General features: G+C 73.3%; 16 protein-coding genes. All 16 read left to right on the top strand.

What is annotated here, in order from left to right:
- The first annotated feature begins 1 nt into the window (after window position 1).
- The 16 genes from KME80_RS36470 (at window position 2) to KME80_RS36395 (ending at window position 18,359) form a co-directional block, all read left to right on the top strand.
- Entirely contained in the window at window positions 2–1,369 is a 1,368-nt protein-coding gene (locus KME80_RS36470) for an acetyl-CoA carboxylase biotin carboxylase subunit (protein WP_219511655.1), read from the top strand.
- Complete coding sequence (locus KME80_RS36465; RefSeq protein ID WP_219511653.1) at window positions 1,366–1,626, top strand: acyl carrier protein; 261 nt, start codon at window positions 1,366–1,368, stop codon at window positions 1,624–1,626. Before KME80_RS36470 ends, KME80_RS36465 begins: the two co-directional genes overlap by 4 nt.
- On the top strand, window positions 1,623–1,949 hold the full coding sequence (locus KME80_RS36460) for an ApeI family dehydratase (RefSeq protein ID WP_219511651.1): 327 nt from the start codon (window positions 1,623–1,625) through the stop codon (window positions 1,947–1,949). The genes KME80_RS36465 and KME80_RS36460 overlap by 4 nt, the downstream gene beginning before the upstream one ends.
- Window positions 1,946–2,428 (top strand): 3-hydroxyacyl-ACP dehydratase FabZ family protein, encoded by a 483-nt coding sequence (locus tag KME80_RS36455; protein ID WP_219511649.1) that lies wholly within the window; start codon window positions 1,946–1,948, stop codon window positions 2,426–2,428. Before KME80_RS36460 ends, KME80_RS36455 begins: the two co-directional genes overlap by 4 nt.
- On the top strand, window positions 2,425–3,156 hold the full coding sequence (gene fabG, locus KME80_RS36450; protein ID WP_219511648.1) for a 3-oxoacyl-[acyl-carrier-protein] reductase: 732 nt from the start codon (window positions 2,425–2,427) through the stop codon (window positions 3,154–3,156). The genes KME80_RS36455 and fabG overlap by 4 nt, the downstream gene beginning before the upstream one ends.
- A complete protein-coding gene (locus tag KME80_RS36445) occupies window positions 3,153–3,797 on the top strand; it encodes a 2-hydroxychromene-2-carboxylate isomerase (RefSeq protein ID WP_219511646.1) in 645 nt (214 codons plus the stop codon). Before fabG ends, KME80_RS36445 begins: the two co-directional genes overlap by 4 nt.
- 12 nt (window positions 3,798–3,809) lie before the next feature.
- Window positions 3,810–5,519: a fatty acyl-AMP ligase gene (locus tag KME80_RS36440; protein ID WP_219511644.1), complete on the top strand. Its 1,710-nt coding sequence runs from the start codon at window positions 3,810–3,812 to the stop codon at window positions 5,517–5,519.
- A complete protein-coding gene (locus tag KME80_RS36435; protein ID WP_219511642.1) occupies window positions 5,512–7,050 on the top strand; it encodes an acyl-CoA dehydrogenase family protein in 1,539 nt (512 codons plus the stop codon). The genes KME80_RS36440 and KME80_RS36435 overlap by 8 nt, the downstream gene beginning before the upstream one ends.
- Window positions 7,040–7,279, top strand: a complete 240-nt coding sequence (locus tag KME80_RS36430) for an acyl carrier protein (RefSeq protein ID WP_219511640.1) — start codon at window positions 7,040–7,042, stop codon at window positions 7,277–7,279. Before KME80_RS36435 ends, KME80_RS36430 begins: the two co-directional genes overlap by 11 nt.
- On the top strand, window positions 7,279–8,613 hold the full coding sequence (locus KME80_RS36425) for a condensation domain-containing protein (protein WP_219511637.1): 1,335 nt from the start codon (window positions 7,279–7,281) through the stop codon (window positions 8,611–8,613). The genes KME80_RS36430 and KME80_RS36425 overlap by 1 nt, the downstream gene beginning before the upstream one ends.
- Window positions 8,614–8,803: 190 nt before the next feature.
- Window positions 8,804–10,465, top strand: coding sequence for an AMP-binding protein (locus tag KME80_RS36420; protein WP_219511634.1), 1,662 nt, complete (start codon window positions 8,804–8,806; stop codon window positions 10,463–10,465).
- A gap of 115 nt (window positions 10,466–10,580) precedes the next feature.
- Window positions 10,581–11,585, top strand: a complete 1,005-nt coding sequence (gene sbnA, locus KME80_RS36415) for a 2,3-diaminopropionate biosynthesis protein SbnA (protein WP_219511630.1) — start codon at window positions 10,581–10,583, stop codon at window positions 11,583–11,585.
- 3 nt (window positions 11,586–11,588) lie between these two features.
- A complete protein-coding gene (gene sbnB, locus KME80_RS36410; RefSeq protein ID WP_219511629.1) occupies window positions 11,589–12,569 on the top strand; it encodes a 2,3-diaminopropionate biosynthesis protein SbnB in 981 nt (326 codons plus the stop codon).
- A gap of 14 nt (window positions 12,570–12,583) precedes the next feature.
- On the top strand, window positions 12,584–12,757 hold the full coding sequence (locus tag KME80_RS36405) for an MbtH family protein (RefSeq protein WP_219511627.1): 174 nt from the start codon (window positions 12,584–12,586) through the stop codon (window positions 12,755–12,757).
- Complete coding sequence (locus KME80_RS36400; RefSeq protein WP_219511626.1) at window positions 12,754–17,466, top strand: non-ribosomal peptide synthetase; 4,713 nt, start codon at window positions 12,754–12,756, stop codon at window positions 17,464–17,466. Before KME80_RS36405 ends, KME80_RS36400 begins: the two co-directional genes overlap by 4 nt.
- Window positions 17,463–18,359 (top strand): ornithine carbamoyltransferase, encoded by an 897-nt coding sequence (locus tag KME80_RS36395; protein ID WP_219511624.1) that lies wholly within the window; start codon window positions 17,463–17,465, stop codon window positions 18,357–18,359. Before KME80_RS36400 ends, KME80_RS36395 begins: the two co-directional genes overlap by 4 nt.
- The last annotated feature ends 111 nt before the right edge of the window (window positions 18,360–18,470 follow it).

Genomic DNA, 18,470 nt, shown 5'->3' with positions numbered 1-18,470 from the left:
GGTGGAGCGTCTGCTGGTCGCCAACCGCGGCGAGATCGCGGTCCGCATCGTCCGCGCCTGCCGCGACCTCGGCATCGGCAGCGTCGTCGCGTACTCGTCCGCCGACCGTGACAGCCTGGCCGTGCGGATCGCCGACCGGAGCGTGCACATCGGCCCCGCGCCCGCGCGGCGCAGCTACAACGACATCCCGTCGCTGCTGTACGCGTGCGCGCTGACCGAGGCCGACGCCGTGCACCCCGGCTACGGTTTCCTGTCCGAGGAGCCGCTGTTCGCGACGGCCTGCGCCGAGGTGGGCGTCACGTTCGTCGGGCCGTCGGCCAAGCACATCGCGCTCATGGGCAACAAGCTCGACGCCAGGGCGGCGATGCGGGCATGCGGCGTGCCGGTGCTGCCCGGCTCCGACGGGCCGGTGGAGAGCGCGCACGAGGCCGCCGAGGAGGCCGCCCGGATCGGCTACCCGCTGATCCTCAAGGCGGTCGCGGGCGGCGGCGGCCGGGGCATGCGCGTCGTCCGCGACCCCGGCGAGCTCGCCAGGACGTGGGAGGAGACGCGGGCGGTCGCCCGGACGCTGTTCCGCGACGACCGCATCTACCTCGAACGGTACGTGCCGCGCGGCCGGCACATCGAGGTCCAGATCCTCGCCGACTCCTTCGGCAACGTCGTCGACCTCGGCGAGCGCGACTGCACCGTGCAGCGCAGGCACCAGAAGCTCGCCGAGGAGTCCCCCGCCCCGTCGCTGCCCGGCGACCTGCGCGAGCGGCTGCGCGACGCCGCCGTGCTGGGCGCCACGTCGGTGGAGTACGTCAGCGCGGGCACCATGGAGTTCCTGGTGTCCGACGAGGGCGAGCCGTACTTCCTGGAGATGAACACCCGCCTCCAGGTGGAGCACCCGGTCACCGAGGAGTGCACCGGGATCGACCTGGTCGAGTGGATGATCAGGATTGCCCGCGGCGAGGCGCTCCCCTTCGGGCAGCGCGGCCCCGACCTCGGCCGGCACGCCGTCGAGGTGCGGATCAACGCCGAGGACGTGGCGCGCGACTGGGCGGGCAGCACCGGGCGCGTCGAACGACTGCGGCTGCCCGGCGGCCCCGGCATCCGCGTCGACACCCACCTGTACGAGGGCTACGTGGTGCCGCCGTTCTACGACTCGCTGCTCGCCAAGATCATCGCGACCGGTCCCACCCGCGAGGTCGCGCTGCGGCGGATGGACCGGGCGCTGCGCGAGTTCAGCTGCGAGGGCGTGGTGACCAACGCCGACTTCCATCGAACCCTGCTGTCCGACGAGGGCTTCCGGGCCGGTGACTACCGGCTGGACCTGGTCGAGGACATCGTCGACAGGCTGTGCACGACCGAGAGGAGCACGACATGACCGCCTCCCTGGTGGACAAGGACGAACTGCGGAAGGTGATCGCGACGACGCTCGACATCGACGTCGACGAGGTCACCGACGACGCGCACTTCGTCCAGGACCTGGAAGTGGACTCGCTGATGGCGCTGGAGATCGCGGTGACGCTGGAGAAGCGGTTCCAGGTCAAGATCGACGAGACCGAGATGGCCGGGATCACCTCGTTGTCCAGCACGTACGAGCTGCTGTGCGGGTTGCTGGCGGAAGGGGCCGGACGGTGAGCGCGATCCTGCCGGCGGGCACGCCGCGTGACGGCGGCGTGCGCGTCGATCCGGGGCTGCCGGTGCTGGCCGGGCACTACCCGGGTTTCCCCGTCTTCCCCGGCGTGGGCGTGCTGGAGGTGGCCGACCAGGCGATCCGCGCGAAGTTCGGCGCGGACCTGGTGCTGAGCGAGATCGTCAGCGGGCGGTTCCTGCGGCCGGTCCTGCCGGGCGACACGATGACCGTGGAGGTGGCCGAGCAGGGCGAGGGGTTCGCCGCCGTGGTGAGCACCGAACGCGGCGAGACCGCCCGGCTTCAGGTGCGCTACCGGGAGACGGCATGAGCGGCCCCGAGGAGATCGGCGTCGACCGGATCAGGAAGGTCATCCCACACCGCTTCCCGATCCTCCTGCTGGACCGGGTCGTCGCCGTCACGCTGGGCGAGAGCCTGGTCGCGGTCAAGGCCGTCACCTGCACCGAGCCCTGCTACGAGGGCATCGGCGACGAGGCGGGGCCCGCCGCCTACGACTACCCGTGGCCGCTGCTGCTGGAGTCCTGGGCGCAGGCCGCGGCGCTGCTGGCGCTGTGGGAGTCGCCCAACCCCGACGTGCTGGCCGGGGACGTGGTGCTGGCCGGCGGCATGCGCAACGTGCGCTTCCACCGGCCCGTACGGCCCGGCCAGGTGATCGAGCACCGGGTGCGCATGGTCCGCAAGGTCGGCGAGAACGCCGTCATGGAAGGCGAGTCGCTGGTCGGCTCGGAGGTCGTGCAGGAGATGGGAACCATGATCGAGACGACTCGGCCGATCGGGGTGCTGGCATGACCGTCGCCCTGGTCACCGGAGGTTCGCGCGGCATCGGCCGGGCCGCCGCCGTCGCCCTGGCGGCGGACGGCCAGGACGTCGCGCTGTGCTACCAGTCCAACACCGAAGCGGCCGAGGAGGCCGCCAAGGAGATCGAGCGGCACGGCGTACGCGCCCTGATCAGGAAGGTCGACGTCACCGACCGGGCCGCGGTGCGCGCCTTCGCCGGCGACGTGGAGACCGAGCTCGGCCCGGTGCACACGGTCGTCACCTCCGCCGGGATCACCCGCGACCGGCCGCTGGCGCTGCTGCCCGACGACGACTGGGACCAGGTCCTCGACGTCAACCTGGGCGGCACCCACAACATCGTGCGCGCGGTCGTCCTCGGCATGATGAAGCGCGGCGGCGGGCGGATCATCACGATGTCGTCGGTCGCCGGGGTGGCGGGCAACGTCGGGCAGACGAACTACGCCGCGTCCAAGGCCGGGATCATCGGCTTCACCAAGGCGCTGGCCAAGGAGGTCGGCCGCTACCGCATCACCGCGAACGTGGTCGCGCCGGGCTTCATCGAGACCGACATGACCGCCGACCTGCCGGAGAAGGCCACCGCCCAGCTCCGCGATCGCATCTCGCTCGGGCGCTTCGGCGCCGCGGACGAGGTCGCCCAGCTCGTGTCGTTCCTCGCCTCCGAGCGGGCCGCCTACATCACCGGGCAGGTCATCCGCGTCGACGGGGGGATGGCGCTGTGAGGTTCTACTTCAACTTCCGCAGCCCCTACTCCTGGCTGACCCTGCACGACCTGCTCGCCGAGCGGCCCGGCCTGGCGCGGCGGCTGGACTGGATCCCGTACTGGGACCCGGAGGAGGCCACGCTGCGCGAGCTCGACGCGGCCGGCGGCCGGTTCGGCTACTCGGCCATGTCCCGCGAGAAGCACCTGTACATCCTCCAGGACGTGCGGCGGCTGGCCAGGGCGCGCGGCCTGGAGCCGAGCTGGCCGCTGGACCGCGGCCCCCGCTGGGAGGTGCCGCACCTGGCCTACCTGGTCGCGGCCGACCACGGCGTGGGGCAGGAGTTCGCGGCGGGCGTCACCGAGCTGCGCTGGCAGCGGGGGGCCGACGTGTGCGACCCGCGCGTGGTCGCCGAGCTCGGGCGCTCGCTCGGGCTCGACGAGGCCGCGCTGACCGGCGCGGCGGACGACCCCAAGCTGCGCGAACGGGGCATCGAGGCGCTGCGGACGGCCGACCGCGACGGCGTCTTCGGCGTGCCGTTCTTCGTCCACGGGCGGGAGAGGTTCTGGGGGCTGGACCGGCTGGCCGCCTTCGCCGAGTCGGCCGGCGAGCAGGAGGCGGACGCGTACCCGCCGGAGGACCACCCCGGTGGCTGTGGCTGAGAGGAGGAGGGGATGAGCTCCATGGACTTCATGAGCACGCTGAGCAGGCACGCCGCCGAGTTCGCCGGCAGGCGCGCCGTGCTCTTCCACGACCGGCGGGGTGAGAAGGCGCTCACCTACGGCGAGCTCGACCTCGCGGCCCGCCGGATCGGCGGCTGGCTGGCCGGGCGCGTCGAGCCGGGCGAGCGGGTGCTGCTGTGCTACCCCGCCGGCCTGGAGTTCGTCGAGGTCTTCCTCGGCTGCCTGGCCGCGGGCGTGGTGGCCGTCCCGGCGCCGTTCCCCGACGCCTCCTCCCTGCACCGCGAGCGGGTCCTCGCGGTGGCCGCCGACGCCGAGCCCGCCCTGGTGCTCACCTCGGCCCCGCTCACCGGGGCGCTGACGGCCGCGCTCGCGGACGGCGAGCCCGCCCTGGTGGCCGAGGCCGCCCAGTACGGCGAGCCGCTGCCCCGCCCGCACGCGACCGGGCCGGAGACGCTGGCGTTCCTGCAGTACACCTCCGGCTCGACCAGTGACGCCAAGGGCGTCATGGTCACCCACGGCAGCCTGGTCGACACCCTGCGGGTCGGCGCGGAGCTGCTGGACCTGCGGGAGGGCGCGCGGTTCTGCAGCTGGCTGCCCATGCACCACGACATGGGGCTGGTGGCCATGCTCCTGCTGCCGCTCCACCTGGGCGGGAGCACCGTGCTGATGTCGCCGACCGACTTCCTGCGCCACCCGTGGCAGTGGCTCGACCTCATCGGCCGGCACGGCGCGGAGGTCAGCGCGGCGCCGAACTTCGCCTACGACCTGTGTGTACGCCGCGTCACCGACCAGCAGTTGCGCGACCTGGACCTGTCCTCGTGGAAGCACGTGTGCAACGGCGCCGAGCCCATCGACGCGGGCACGCTCACGCGCTTCGCCGACCGGTTCGCCGCCGCCGGGCTCAAGCCGGAGTCGCTGACCGCGGGCTACGGCATGGCCGAGACCACGCTGTTCATCTCCGGCACCGCTCCCGGGCACGCCCCGGTCGTGACCACGGTCGACCCGTGGGCGCTGGAACGCGACACGCTGGACCCGGCCGCGACCGGCAGGGCGCTGGTGGGCTGCGGCCGGCCGAGGGCGCTGGAAGTCCTCATCGCCGACCCCGACACGGGCGCGGAGCTGCCGGAGGGCCGCGTCGGCGAGATCTGGGTGCGCGGCCCCGGCGTGGCCGCCGGATACTGGCGCAAGCCCGAGGAGACCCGGCGCACCTTCGGCGGCACCACCGCCACGGGCGAGGGCGGCTTCCTGCGCACCGGCGACCTGGGCGCGCTGCTGGAGGGCGAGCTCTACATCACCGGCCGGATCAAGGACCTGGTGATCGTCAACGGCCGCAACCTCTACCCGCACGACCTCGAACGCGCGCTGACCCGGGTGCACGCGGCGGTGGAGAACATGCCGTCGTGCGTCTTCTCCGTCGCCGTGCCGCGCGAGGAGATCGTCGTCGTCCAGGAGGTCAGGTCGCGGGCGCTCGCCTCGCCCGGCGAGCTGGTCGAGGAGATCAGGTCGGCGCTCAGCCGCAGGTTCGGCGTCGGGGCGGCCAACGTGTGCCTGGTGCGGCCGGGCGAGATCCGCAGGACGACCAGCGGCAAGATCCGGCGGCAGGTCACCAGGCAGCTCTTCGCCTCCGGCGGGCTGACCGCGCACCACGAGGCCCTGTCCCGCGCGGTGACCGCCCGCTACCGGAAGGCCGCCGATGGCTGAGCCGGTGCTGCCGTCGGTGCTGACCGTCGAGCGCTGCCTGGAGCTGGACGCGCGCGAGGAGTTCCCCGGCGAGATCTGCCGCGCCCTGACGGACCTCGGCGCGGAACGCCACTACCTGCCCGGCGTGCCCGCCGAACGCCTGCTCGCCCTGATCAGGAGCCTGGCCGGCCGCGACTTCACCGTGGCGCTCGCGCACTGCAAGACCTACCTGGGCTCGGTGGCCACCTGGGTCGGCGGCACCCCCGAGCAGGTGGCCGCGCTGTCGGCCCGCGTCTCGGGCGGCGCCGTGGTCTCCCTGGCGCTCACCGAACGCGACCACGGCAGCGACGTGCTGGCCGGGGAGGTCACCGCCACGCCCGTCCCCGGCGGCTACCGCCTCGACGGCGAGAAGTGGCTGATCAACAACGCCACCCGCGCCGACGTGGTGTGCGTGCTCGCCAGGACCGGCGACAGCGGCGACGCCCGGGGGTTCAGCCTCTTCCTGGTGGACAAGGACACGCTGCCTGCGCACGCCTACCGGTGCCTGCCGAAGGTGGCCACCCACGGCGTGCGCGGCGCCGACATCAGCGGCATCGCCTTCACCGGCGCCGTGGTGCCGCCGGAGGCGATGGTCGGGGAGCCGGGAACGGGCCTGGAGGTCCTGCTGAAGGGCCTGCAGCTCACCCGCACGCTGTGCGGCGGCATGTCGCTGGGCATGGGGGAGCACGCCCTGCGGATCGTGCTGGACTTCGCCGAGCGCCATCACATGTACGGGCGGCCGCTGGCCGACCTGCCCCTCACCACCCGCGCCCTGGCCGACTCGTACGTGGACCTGCTGGTCGCCGAGGCCGTCACCGTGGTCTCCACCCGGTCGATCCACTCGCTCACGGGCGAGCAGAGCCTCGTCTCGGCCGTCGTCAAGTACTACGTGCCCACGCTGATCGACCGGACCCTGCAGCGGCTGGCCAAGGTGCTGGGCGCCCGCGCGCTGCTGACCGACGGGCCCTTCCAGAAGATCTGGCGCGACCACGCCATCGTCGGCGTCTTCGACGGCAACACCTGGGTCAACCTCGGCACGCTGGTCAACCAGTTCCCGGCGCTGGTGCGCGGCTACCGGCGCGGGCGCGTGGACGCGGCCGGGCTGGCGGCGGCGACCGGGCTGAAGCAGCCGCTGCCGCCCCTCGACCCGGCCCGGCTGAGCCTGGCCGCGCGTGACGGCTGCAGCCTGGTGCAGAGCCTGGCCGGCGACCCGGACGCGCCGCTGGAGCTGCGCGAGCGGGCCGACCGGCTGCACGAGGCGATGGCCGGGTGGCGGCCACGCGGGCGGGAGGTCCCGCCCGAGCTGTTCGGCCTGGCGCGCGAGTACGCCCGGCTGTACGCGGCGGCGGCCTGCGTACGGCTGTGGGCGGACAACGCCCTGGACGACGTGTGGCTGCGCGCCTGCCTGGCCAGGGTCTTCGACCGCCCGGACGCGGCCACCGATCATCTGCTGGACCTGACGCGGCGCGGCCGCGCGTTTTCCTTCCTGCGAGGAGTCGACCATGACGCTTGACCACATCCGCAACTGGCTGCGCGCACGGGTCGCGTTCTACGTGGAGCGCGCGCCCGAGGAGATCGACCCGGACGTCAAGTTCGTCGAGGTGGGCCTGGACTCGGTGTTCGCGATGAGCCTGAGCGGCGACATCGAGGACGAGTTCGGGCTGGTCGTCGAGCCGACCGTGGCGTGGGACCACCCGACCGTCAACGCGCTGGCCGACTACCTTCACGCGGAAGCGGCCTGATGGAGCTGACGATCGGCCAGCAGGCCCTGTGGTTCCTGTACCGGCTGGCGCCGGAGAGCACGGCCTACCTGATCACCGTCGCGCTGCGCGTCCACGACGTGCTGGACCTCGACCGGCTGCGCCGGGCCACCTCGGCCGTCATGGCCAGGCACGAGGTGCTGCGCTCGGTGTTCGACGAGGTCGACGGGGCGCCGCGGCGGTCGGTGGCCGATCGGCCGCCGCCCTTCACGGTCACCGAGCTGGGGGCGGTGGGCGAGAGCGAGCTGCGGGCCGCGGCGGCGCGGGCGGCGGGGGAGCCGTTCGACCTGGGCGTGGGGGCGTTCCGGGTCACGCTGGTGCGCGGCGGCGGCGGGTCGGTGCTCCTGGTGACGGCGCACCACATCGTCAGTGACGCGATGTCGCAGTGGATGATCCTGCGCGACCTGCTGTGGGCGTACGAGCAGGACGAGCCCGGCTGGCCGGTGATCACGCAGACCTTCGGCGACTACGTCCGGCACGAGCGGGAGCTGCTGGGCTCGCCCCGGCGGGCGCGGCTGGAGCGCTACTGGCGCGGCGTCTGCGAGGGCGCCGAGCCCGGGGGGCTGCCGGCCGGCCGGGCGCGGCCGGCGGGGGCGTTCCGGGGGGCCTCGGTGACCGTCGTGTGGCCGGAGGAGACCGGGACGCGCCTGATCGAGCAGGCCAGGACGCTGGGGGTGACGCCCTTCGCGCTCGTGGTCGCCGGGGTCCAGGCGGCGCTGCACCGGCGGGGCACGGGCGGCGACTTCCTCATCGGCTGCCCGGTCAGCACCCGCTTCGCCGGGCGGGCGCGCGACGTCGTGGGCTGCTTCGCCAACACGGTGCCGCTGCGGGCGCGGCTGCGCCCGGGGACCACGCTGGGGGAGGCCGCCGTGGCCGCGCACCGCGAGCTGGTGGCGGCGACGGCGCACGGGGAGTTCCCGTCGGCGCTCATCCGGGAGCTGACGCCGGGCCGGGGCCTGCCCTACCAGCTCGCGGTGAACCTGCTGTCGATGGACGCGATGGACCCGCCGCTGCCGCTGGCGGCCGACGGCTCGATCGAGGGGCCGGTGACGACCTACCGGGGGCTGCGGTTCGCGGTTCTCGACCTCGCGCAGATGGAGGGCCAGTTCGAGCTGATGGTGGATGTGCGCAGGGCGGGCGCGCTGTTCACCGCCGTGGTCAAGTATGACGCCGCCCTGTTCGACCGGCTCACGATCGAGCGTTTCACCGGGCGGCTCCGTCAGGCGGTGGAGTCGGGTCCGGATTCGCCGATCGGCAGGCTGCCGGCGGTGGACGAGAGTGAGGTGGCGCGTTTACTGGCCTTCGGTGAAGCATGAGTCATGCTCATTGTTATTGGCTGACAAAGGCGCCCCGCAACCCCTAATAGAATATTGTTCCCCCCTTTTGGTTTCTGGGGTCTGTCCCGAATGATGGGTATAGTTGCGTTTGGCCCGATCGGGCGCAAGGTCCCATCCTTGTGAGCCTGCAAGGGGAGTTCGTATGGGGGATATTTCTGTTTTCGGGGCGATGCTTCGTCACGTCGAGGAAAGGCCGCAGGCTGACGCGGTCATATTCAAGGGGGACGGCGAAACTCGTATCGGCTACCTGGATCTCCACCTGGCCGCGAGGGAGGTGGCGTCGTGGCTGCAGACCGTGTGCAAACCGGGGGATCGGGTGCTGCTCTGCTACCCGACGGGCATCGAGTTCGTGCGGGCGCTGCTGGCCTGCCTCTACGCCGACGTCGTCCCGGTGCCGCTGCCGCTCCCCACGCACGCGGCTCACCATCTCAGCACGCAGACCGGCGTCGCGCTTGACGCGGACGCCCACCTCGTCCTCACCGACACGGCCCACGCCGACGCCATCCACGCCTGGCTGACCCACGACGACCTGGGCACCTACGCCTGCGTCGCCACCGACGGCGTCACGTACGAGGATCCCGCCGACTGGGTCGAGCCCATGCGGTCCGGCGACGACGCGGCCCTGCTCCACTACACCAGCGGCCTGGCCGGCGAGCCCGTCGGCATCCCGCTGTCGCACACCAACCTGCTGCACAACGTGGAGACCCTGGCCGAGGCCTGCGGCCTGCGCCCGGGGACGCGCACGGGCGGCTGGCTGCCGCTGCACCACGGGCTCGGGCTGTTCTCCATGCTGCTGGCGCCGCTCCTGTCGGGGGGCACGGCGGTGCTGCTGCCGCCCGAGACGTTCTGCGTCGACCCGCTCGCCTGGCTGCGCCTGCTCGACCGCCACCAGGTCGAGGTGAGCGCGGCCCCGAGCTTCGGCTACGACCAGTGCCTGCACGAGATGACCGACGAGGAGTGCTCGACGCTGGACCTGTCGCGATTACGTCACCTGCTCGTGCTGGAGATGACGGGGCTGCCCCCGATCGAGCCGGACATGCTGCACGACTTCGCCGGCCGCCTGCGCCCCGCCGGGCTGCGCGCCGACGCCCTGCGCACCGCCTACTGCCTGCCCGAGGCCACGATGATCGCCTCGATCGGCGCGGCCGGCCAGGCCCTGGCCGCGCCCGGCTTCGACACGCGGGCGCTGGACAAGGGCCTGCTGCTGCCCGGCGCCGACGGGCCCCGGCTCGCCGGTCTCGGCCGGCCCGCCGGGCACGAGCTCCTCATCGTCGACCCGTTCACCGGGGTCCCGGCGGCCGAGGGCGCCGTCGGCGAGATCTGGGTGCGCGGGCCGCACGTCGCCGCGGGCTACTGGCGCAGGGACCGGCTCAGCGCCGAGCGCTTCGAGCAGAGCACCGCGACCGGGGAGAAGGGGTTCGTGCGCAGCGGCACCCTCGGCGCCACCGTCGACGGCCGCCTCCACGTGACCGGCACCTCCCGCGACCTGGTCCTCTTCCAGGGCCGCCCGCTGCACCTGGGCCGGGTCGAACGCAGCCTCCTCGACCTCGGCACCCTCGTGGCCTGCACCGCCTTCCCCGCGCCCGACTCCGCCGAGAAGATCGTCGTGGTCGCCCAGCCGGGCGGCGGCCGGGCCGGCGACGGCCTGGTTCGCGCCGTCCGCGACCGGCTCGCCCTGCGGTTCGGGCTGCAACGGGTCGGCGTGGTCCTGGTCAGGCCCGGCCAGTTCCCGGTCACGCCTGACGGCGGCGTCAACCGCCAGCTCGTCCGGGAGCTGCTCCGGGCCAACGCCCTGGACGTGCTCGACCCCACCGTCGCGGAGAACCGCTGACGGCGTCGCCCGGCTTGACCGGCTCCATTTCTCCGCACGCGGAATATAGGCGAGATATAGCGGCGTGCCCGGATAGTGAGCTGGCTGGTTCTGGTTGCGGAACCGGCGCAATTTCATGGACGGAGCCAGCGCTGTGCCAATATCCACCACGACTGGAATTATTTCGGCTATTGGTGGGACGCCGCTTGTCGAACTCGAACGGCTGGTCCCCGGACTGTTGGTGTATGCGAAGCTGGAGCGGTTCAATCCCGGCGGAAGCCTCAAGGACCGCAGTGCGCTCAGCATGCTGAGCGCGGCCATCGACGCAGGTGATCTCGTTCCAGGGATCTCCGTCGTGGTGGAGTCCAGTTCGGGAAACCTGGCGATCGGCATGGCGCAGATCTGCCGCTACCTCGGCCTCAGATTCATCTGTGTCGTCGATGCCAGGACCACGGAGCAGAACCTCGCGATTTTGCGGGCATTCGGCGCCGAGGTCGAGGTCGTGGAGTTCCCCGACCCCGACACCGGCGAGTACCTGCCGCGCCGGATCCAGCGGGTGCGCGAGCTCCTTGACAGCGTTCCGAACTCCTTCCACCCCAACCAGTACGGGAACCGGCTGAACGCGCGGGCGCACGTCCAGACGATGCGCGAGATCGCCGAGGCGCTCAACGGGGAGATCGACCACCTGTTCGTCCCCGTGAGCTCGTGCGGCACGCTGGTCGGCTGCGCCGACTACGTCGCCGAGCACGGCCTGTCCGTCCAGATCACCGCCGTGGACGCGATCGGCAGCATGATCTTCGAGGGGCAGACGCCGGGCCCTCGCCTGCTGCCGGGCCACGGCGCGGCGATCCGCCCGGCCCTCTTCCGCGAGGGCGCCGCCGACCGCGTGGTCCACGTGTCGGACCTGGACTGCGTGGTGGGGTGCCGGAGGCTGACCGAACGCGAGGCCATCCTGGCCGGCGCGTCGTCCGGCGCGATCGTCTCCGCGCTCACCGCGACCCAGCGGGACATCGCGCCCGGGTCGACGTGCGTGCTGCTGCTCCCGGACGGCGGAGATCGTTACCTCGACACTATCTACTCCGACGAGTGGGTGCGCCGCACCTTCGGCGAGGTCTCGCACCTGTGGAAGGAAGGGATCTGACCCATGCTGGTCATCCGACACGACGAGGTGCGCGACATCCTCCACGGCGCCGAGGACGCCGTGCTGGACCTGGTACGCGACACCTACCGCGAGCACGACGCCGGTGAGACGGTCGTGCCCCACTCCACGTTCCTGCGCTTCCCCGGGGACAGCGCCAACCGCATCATCGGCCTGCCCGCGTTCGTGGGCGGCGACCAGCCCGTCGCGGGCATCAAGTGGGTGGCGTCCTTCCCCGGCAACCTCGGCAAGGGGCTGCCCCGGGCCAGCGCCACCATCGTGCTCAACTCCATGGACACCGGCCGGCCGGTGGCCTTCATGGAGGGCGCGCAGATCTCCGCCGCGCGCACCGCCGCCTCCGCGGCGGTCGCCGCCCGCACCCTCACCGGCCCGGACCCCGTCCGGTCGATCGCCGTGATCGGCTGCGGCCTGATCAACCTCGAGGTCCTGCGGTTCCTGCCCGATGTCACGGAGCTGACCCTCTTCGACCTGTCGCGGGAGCGCGCCGAGGAGTTCGGCGAGCGCGCCCGCGCCCTGCTGCCCGGCCTCGGCGTACGCGTCGCCGCCACCGCCGCCGAGGCCGTCGCGGCGGCCGGGGTGGTGTCGCTGGCGACCACCGCCGTCGAGCCGCACCTGACCCTGGACGGGGCCCGGCCCGGAACGGTCGTGCTGCACCTGTCGCTGCGCGACCTCACGCCGGAGACCGTCCTGGCCGCGCGCAACGTCGTCGACGACGTCGACCACGTGCTGCGCGAGCGCACCTCGCCGCACCTGGCCGAGCAGGCCACGGGCGACCGCGCGTTCGTCCACGCCACGCTCGGCGGGCTGCTGCGCGGAACCGCCACGCTGCCCGGCGGCGACTCACCGATCATCTTCTCCCCGTTCGGCCTCGGCGCGCTGGACCTGGCGCTGGCCCGGTACGTGTTCCAGCAGGCCGTCGCCCGGGGCTCCGGGCTGGCCGTCGAGGCCTTTCAGCAACCCGCGTGAAGGAGCAGTCCGCCATGAGCGACAAGTACCTGGTAGTGCTCAACGACGAAGAGCAGTACTCCATCTGGTGGGCGGACCGGGACCTGCCCTCCGGCTGGCAGGCCGAGGGGACCCAGGGCACCAAGGACGAGTGCCTGCGCCACATCGAGCAGGTCTGGACCGACATGCGCCCGCGGAGCCTGCGGTGAGCGACGGTCTCCTCGGCGACCTGGTGTGGCGGCAGGCGGCGGCCACACCGGACGCGGTCGCCGTCGTGGACGGGGACCGCACCCTGACCTACGCCCAGCTGGCCCGCCGGGCCGCCCGCCTGGCCCACCTGCTGGGCGGGTGGGGCATCGGCCGGGGCGACGTCGTCTGCCTCAACCTGCCGCGCGGCGCCGACTTCATCGTCGCCGTCCTCGGCGTGTGGCGCAGCGGCGCCGCCTACCTGCCGACCGACCCCGAGCACCCGCGCGAGCGCCGCGACCGCATCCTGCGGGACGCCCGGCCCGCCATCGTGCTCACCCCGGAGCTGCTGCGCTCGCTGCCCACCCCGGAGGCCGCGCCCGTCCCGGTCTCCGGCGCGGACGCCGCGTACGTGATCTACACCTCCGGCTCGACCGGGCGGCCCAAGGGCGTCGTCGTGACGCACGAGGGCATCGCCAACCGGGTGCTGTGGACGACGCGGACGCACGAGCTGGGCCCGCGCGACAGGCTGCTGCACAAGACGTCCGTCACCTTCGACGCGGCCGGCTGGGAGATGGTCGGGCCGCTGGTGAGCGGCGGCACGGTGGTCGTCGCGCCGCCGGGCGCCGAGCGCGATCCGGCCACGCTCGTCGGGATGGCGCGCGAGCACGGCATCACCGTGCTCCAGGTCGTCCCGTCGCTGCTGCGCGAGCTGGTCCGCGAGCCCGGCTGGGCGGGCCTCGGATCGCTGCGGCTGCTGTTCAGCGCCGGCGAGCCGCTGCACGCCGGGCTGGCGCGGGCCGCCGCCCTGCCGGGGCTGGCGATGTGGAACACCTACGGGCCCACCGAGTGCGCCATCGACGTGACCGCGCACCTCGTCGACCCGGACCAGGACGGCGAGGCGGTGCCGATCGGCCGGCCGATCTCCGGCATGCGGGTGCGCGTCCTGGACGAGGAGGGCGGCCTGGCGCCCATCGGCGTGCCCGGCGAGCTGTGCGCGGGCGGGCCCGGCGTCGGCCGCGGCTACCTGGGCATGCCCGCCCTGACGGCCGAGCGTTTCGTGCCCGACCCCTTCGGCGACGGCGAACGGCTCTACCGCACCGGCGACCTCGTGCGCTGGTCCGAGGACGGCGTGCTGCACTTCATGGGCCGCCTCGACGACCAGCTCAAGGTCAACGGCGTCCGGGTCGAGCCCGGCGAGATCGAGGCCGTCCTCCAGGGCCATCCGGCCGTGGCGGCCGTGGCCGTCGTCGCTTCGGAGGGACGCCTGGTCGCGCACGTCGCCGGCGGCGTCGCCCCGGCCGAGCTGCGGCTGTTCGCCCGCGACGTGCTCCCCGACACCCACGTGCCGACCCGCTACGTCCTGCACGACAGGCTGCCCGTGCTGCCCAGCGGGAAGATCGACCGCGCGGCGCTGAAGGCTCCCGCCGAGGAGGCGGCCCACACGCCGCCGCGCACCCCCGCCGAGCGGCGGGTCGCCGCCGTCTGGTCCGAGCTGCTGGGCGTCGAGCGGATCGGCGCCGAGGACGACTTCTTCCAGCGGGGCGGCACCTCGCTGCTCCTGACCAAGCTCGCCAACCGGCTCGGCGTGCCCGTCCCCGACCTGTACGCGATCTCCACGGTGTCCGGCCAGGCCGAGCTCCTGGACCGGCAGGCCCCTGGGGTCGAGCGCGTCGGCCCGGCCCGGCCCGGGGCCGCCGCCGAGGTCTCCTACGGCCAGCGCCGCCTGTGGTTCCTCGACCGGCTCCAGCCCGGCAGCCCCGAGTGGGTCGCGCCGCTGTTCGTCAGGCTGGACCACGCCGACCCGGACACCGTACGGGCCGCCCTGTACCGGCTGGCCGAGCGGCACGAGATCCTGCGCACCCGCTACGTCCCGGCCGACGGCGAGCCCCGGCCGGTCGTCGACGCCCCCGCGCCGGTCGAGCTGCGGGTCGCCGCCCCCGGCGAGGACCCCGCGACGCTGGTCGCCGAACAGCTCGCCCGGGGCTTCGACCTGGAACGCGGGCCCGTGTGGCGGGCGCTGCTGGCGGGCGACCTGCTGCTGATCACCGTCCACCACATCGCCAGCGACGGCTGGTCGACCGTGGTGCTCGACCGGGAGCTGCGCGCGCTCTGCGCCGGCCAGGACCTGCCGCCCGCGCCCCTGCAGTACGCCGACTACGCGGCCTGGCAGCGCCGCACCCTGACCGAGGACGGCCTCGCCGGCGACCTCGCCTACTGGCGCGACCACCTGGCCGGCGTGCCCGCGCTCGACCTGCCCACCGACCGGCCCCGGCCCGCCCAGCGCGACCCGCGCGGCGCCATGGTCACCTTCGACATCCCGGCGGACCTGGCCAACACCCTGGCCGCGTGGGGGCGCGAGCGCGGCGCCACGCTGGTCGCCGTGCTGCTGACCGCCTGGGCGATGCTGATCTCCCGGCACAGCGGGCAGCGGGACTTCGCCGTCGGCACCCCGGTCGCCGGGCGCGATCGCGCCGAGTTCGCCGACGTCGTGGGGTTCTTCCTCAACGCCCTCGCCCTGCGCATGGACCTGACCGGCAACCCCTCCTTCGAGGAGGCCGTGGCCCGCGTCAACGAGGTCTGCCGCGCCGGCTTCGCCCGCCAGCGCCTGCCCTTCGACCGGCTCGTCGAGGAGCTCCAGCCGGAGCGCGACCTGACCCGGACGCCGATCTACCAGGTCACCTTCGACCTGCACGAGGTCGGCCACACGGACACGGCGCTGGAGGCTGCGGACGCCGAGGTGATGGCCGGGTCGTGGCTGATCGCCAAGACCGACCTCAGCCTGCTCGCGCAGCGGCGGCCGGACGGCTCGGTGCTCGCCTCGATCGAGTACGCCACCGCGCTGTTCGACCGGGACACCGCCACGCGGATGGCCGGGCGCCTGCTCAAGCTCCTGCGCGAGGTCGCCGCCCGGCCGCGCACCCGGCTGTCGGCCGTCGACCTGGCGGACTTCGAGCAGCCCGCGCGCCGCGCCGCCCCGCCCTCCCGCTGCGTGCACGAGGCGTTCCAGGAGCAGGCGGCGCGCACCCCCGGCGCCCCGGCCGTGGACGGCATGACGTACGCGGAGCTGAACGGCCGGGCCAACCACCTGGCCCGCCACCTGCGCGCCCGCGGGGCCGGGCCGGGCGGCCTGGTCGGCGTCTGCCTGGAACGCGGCCCCGAGCTGATCGTCACGCTGCTGGCCGTGCTGAAGTCGGGCGCCGGATACCTGCCCCTGGACCCCGGCCAGCCCGCCGAGCGGCTCACGTACATGATCGAGGACGCCGCCGCCGCGCTCGTGGTCACCACGCGGGATCTCGCGGACCGGGTCACCGGGCCGGTGGTGCTGCTCGACGCGTTCCCTGCCGGCTCCTCGCCCGACGACCCGCGGACGCCGGTCGCGCCCGACGACGTCATGTACGTGATCTACACCTCGGGCTCCACCGGGCGGCCCAAGGGCGTCGAGGTGACGCACGCCAACGTGCTGCGCCTGTTCAGCGCGACCGAGGCGGCCTTCGCCTTCGGCCCCGAGGACGTGTGGACGCTCTTCCACTCCTACGCCTTCGACTTCTCGGTGTGGGAGATGTGGGGCGCGCTGCTGTACGGCGGCCGGCTCGTCGTCGTCCCCCGCGACGTGGTGCGCGACCCGGGCCGGTTCCTCGACCTGCTGCGCGAGGAACGGGTCACGGTGCTGAACCAGACGCCGTCCGCCTTCCGGCAGCTCGTCGCGTTCGCCGCCGAGGACGACCCCCGGGTGGGGGAGCTCGCGCTGCGCGCCGTGGTGTTCGGCGGCGAGAAGCTGGAGGTGGGCGAGCTGATGCCGTGGATCCGCCGGTTCGGCGCCGAACGCCCACGGCTGATCAACATGTACGGGATCACCGAGACCACCGTCCACACCACGCTCCACGAGATCCTCCCGGACGACCACGGCAGCCCGATCGGCGTCCCGCTCGCCGACCTCACCGTGCACCTGCTGGACGAGCACGGGGGCGTCGCGCCCGTCGGCGTGCCCGGCGAGATCCACGTCGAGGGCCCGGGCGTGGCGCGCGGCTACCTGAACCGGCCGGCGCTGACCGCCGAGCGGTTCCTGCCCGCCCCCGGCGGCGGACGGCTCTACCGCAGCGGCGACCTGGCCAGGCGCAACCCCGACGGCAGCCTGGAGTTCCTGGGCCGCGCCGACGACCAGGTGAAGATCCGCGGCTACCGCATCGAGCTGGGCGAGATCCAGGCGGCGCTGCTCGGCCAGCGGAGCGTCCGCGACGCGGTCGTCGTCGTGCGCGACCAGGCGCTGGTCGGCTACGTCGAACCGGCCGGTGACAGCATCGACGTGGGCGAGCTGAAGGAGGCGCTGGGCCGGAGCCTGCCCGACTACATGGTGCCCGCCGCCGTCATCGCGCTGGACCGCATCCCCCTGACCGTCAACGGCAAGCTCGACCGGGCCGCCCTGCCGCTGCCCGGACGCGAGGAGACCGGCGCGGCGAGGTTCGTCGCGCCGCGCACCACGGTGGAGACGCTGCTGGCCGAGATCTGGCAGGACGTGCTCGGCGTCGACAAGGTGGGCGCGCGCGACGACTTCTTCGCCCTGGGCGGCAACTCGCTCCAGGTGCTCAAGATGATCTCCCGGGTCCGGGAGGAGCTCGACGTGGAGCTCGGCGCCCGCGAGGTCTTCGAGCAATCCGAACTCGCCCTGCTGGCCGGCCGCGTCGAGGCCGTCCTGCTGGACGAGGACTTCCGAGTGGAGGAAACGGCATGACGCCCCAGCACCTGATCTCGATCGACGACCTCTCGGACGAGGCCCTGCGCCACCTGGCCCGCCGCGGCCTGGACTTCCGCAACGGCGGCGTCACCACGCACCCGCTCGCCGACCAGATCGTCGGAATCTACTTCAGCAAGACCTCCACCAGGACGCGCACCGCCTTCACCTCGGGCGCGCTGCGCCTGGGCGCGCGCACGATCGCCTTCGGCCCGAACGACCTGCAGACCAACACCGGCGAGTCCGTCGAGGACACCGCCAAGGTGCTGAACCGGATGCTGGACGTCTTCGTCATGCGCACCGCGGGCGACCCGGCCGAGATGCGCATGTACGCCGCGGACAACCGCATGTCGGTGATCAACGCGATGAGCGCCACCGAGCACCCCACCCAGGCGCTGACCGACCTCACCACGCTGCTGTGGCGCTTCGGCGCGATCGAGGGCCTGCGCATCCTGTACGTGGGCGAGGGCAACAACACCGCCGCCGCCCTCGCCCTCGCCCTGAGCAGGTACGACGCGGTCGAGCTCGAACTGCGCACCCCGCCGGGCTACGGCCTGGCCGACGACGTGCTCGCCCGGGTGAACCCGAAGGTGGTCACCGAACGGCACGACATGCGGGACCTGCCGGAGGCCGTGGACGTCGTCTACACCACCCGCTGGCAGACCACGGGCACCGCCAAGCCCGATCCCGACTGGCGTGACACGTTCGCGCCCTTCCAGGTGACCGGCGAGCTGTGGCGGGCCAGCCCCGACGCGGCGTTCATGCACGACCTGCCCGCCCACCGGGGCGAGGAGGTCACCGCCGAGGTCATCGACGGCCCGCACAGCATCGTCTTCGACCAGGCGGAGAACAAGCTGCACAGCGCCATGGCCGTGCTCGAGTGGTGCCGATGACGACGCTGGACGAGCTTTTCGGGGACCCCTGGAACGCGGCGAACCCCACCGGGTTCGCCGCGGTCCTGGCCGCCGACGAGCGGGGCGAGCTGCTGGCCGCCGGGGAGGCCG

It is taken from the genome of Nonomuraea ceibae (assembly GCF_019396325.1).
GTDB lineage: Bacteria > Actinomycetota > Actinomycetes > Streptosporangiales > Streptosporangiaceae > Nonomuraea > Nonomuraea ceibae.
This window is presented reverse-complemented; position numbering and strand designations above follow the sequence as displayed.

What these genes read in the sequence shown, in the direction of transcription:
- KME80_RS36405 (WP_219511627.1), top strand. Translation starts at nt 12,584, where the DNA reads ATGAGCGACAAGTACCTGGTAGTGCTCAACGACGAAGAGCAGTACTCC.
- KME80_RS36395 (WP_219511624.1), top strand. Translation starts at nt 17,463, where the DNA reads ATGACGCCCCAGCACCTGATCTCGATCGACGACCTCTCGGACGAGGCC.
- fabG (WP_219511648.1), top strand. Translation starts at nt 2,425, where the DNA reads ATGACCGTCGCCCTGGTCACCGGAGGTTCGCGCGGCATCGGCCGGGCC.
- KME80_RS36420 (WP_219511634.1), top strand. Translation starts at nt 8,804, where the DNA reads ATGCTTCGTCACGTCGAGGAAAGGCCGCAGGCTGACGCGGTCATATTC.
- KME80_RS36440 (WP_219511644.1), top strand. Translation starts at nt 3,810, where the DNA reads ATGAGCTCCATGGACTTCATGAGCACGCTGAGCAGGCACGCCGCCGAG.
- sbnB (WP_219511629.1), top strand. Translation starts at nt 11,589, where the DNA reads ATGCTGGTCATCCGACACGACGAGGTGCGCGACATCCTCCACGGCGCC.
- KME80_RS36425 (WP_219511637.1), top strand. Translation starts at nt 7,279, where the DNA reads ATGGAGCTGACGATCGGCCAGCAGGCCCTGTGGTTCCTGTACCGGCTG.
- sbnA (WP_219511630.1), top strand. Translation starts at nt 10,581, where the DNA reads ATGGACGGAGCCAGCGCTGTGCCAATATCCACCACGACTGGAATTATT.
- KME80_RS36430 (WP_219511640.1), top strand. Translation starts at nt 7,040, where the DNA reads ATGACGCTTGACCACATCCGCAACTGGCTGCGCGCACGGGTCGCGTTC.
- KME80_RS36435 (WP_219511642.1), top strand. Translation starts at nt 5,512, where the DNA reads ATGGCTGAGCCGGTGCTGCCGTCGGTGCTGACCGTCGAGCGCTGCCTG.
- KME80_RS36465 (WP_219511653.1), top strand. Translation starts at nt 1,366, where the DNA reads ATGACCGCCTCCCTGGTGGACAAGGACGAACTGCGGAAGGTGATCGCG.
- KME80_RS36455 (WP_219511649.1), top strand. Translation starts at nt 1,946, where the DNA reads ATGAGCGGCCCCGAGGAGATCGGCGTCGACCGGATCAGGAAGGTCATC.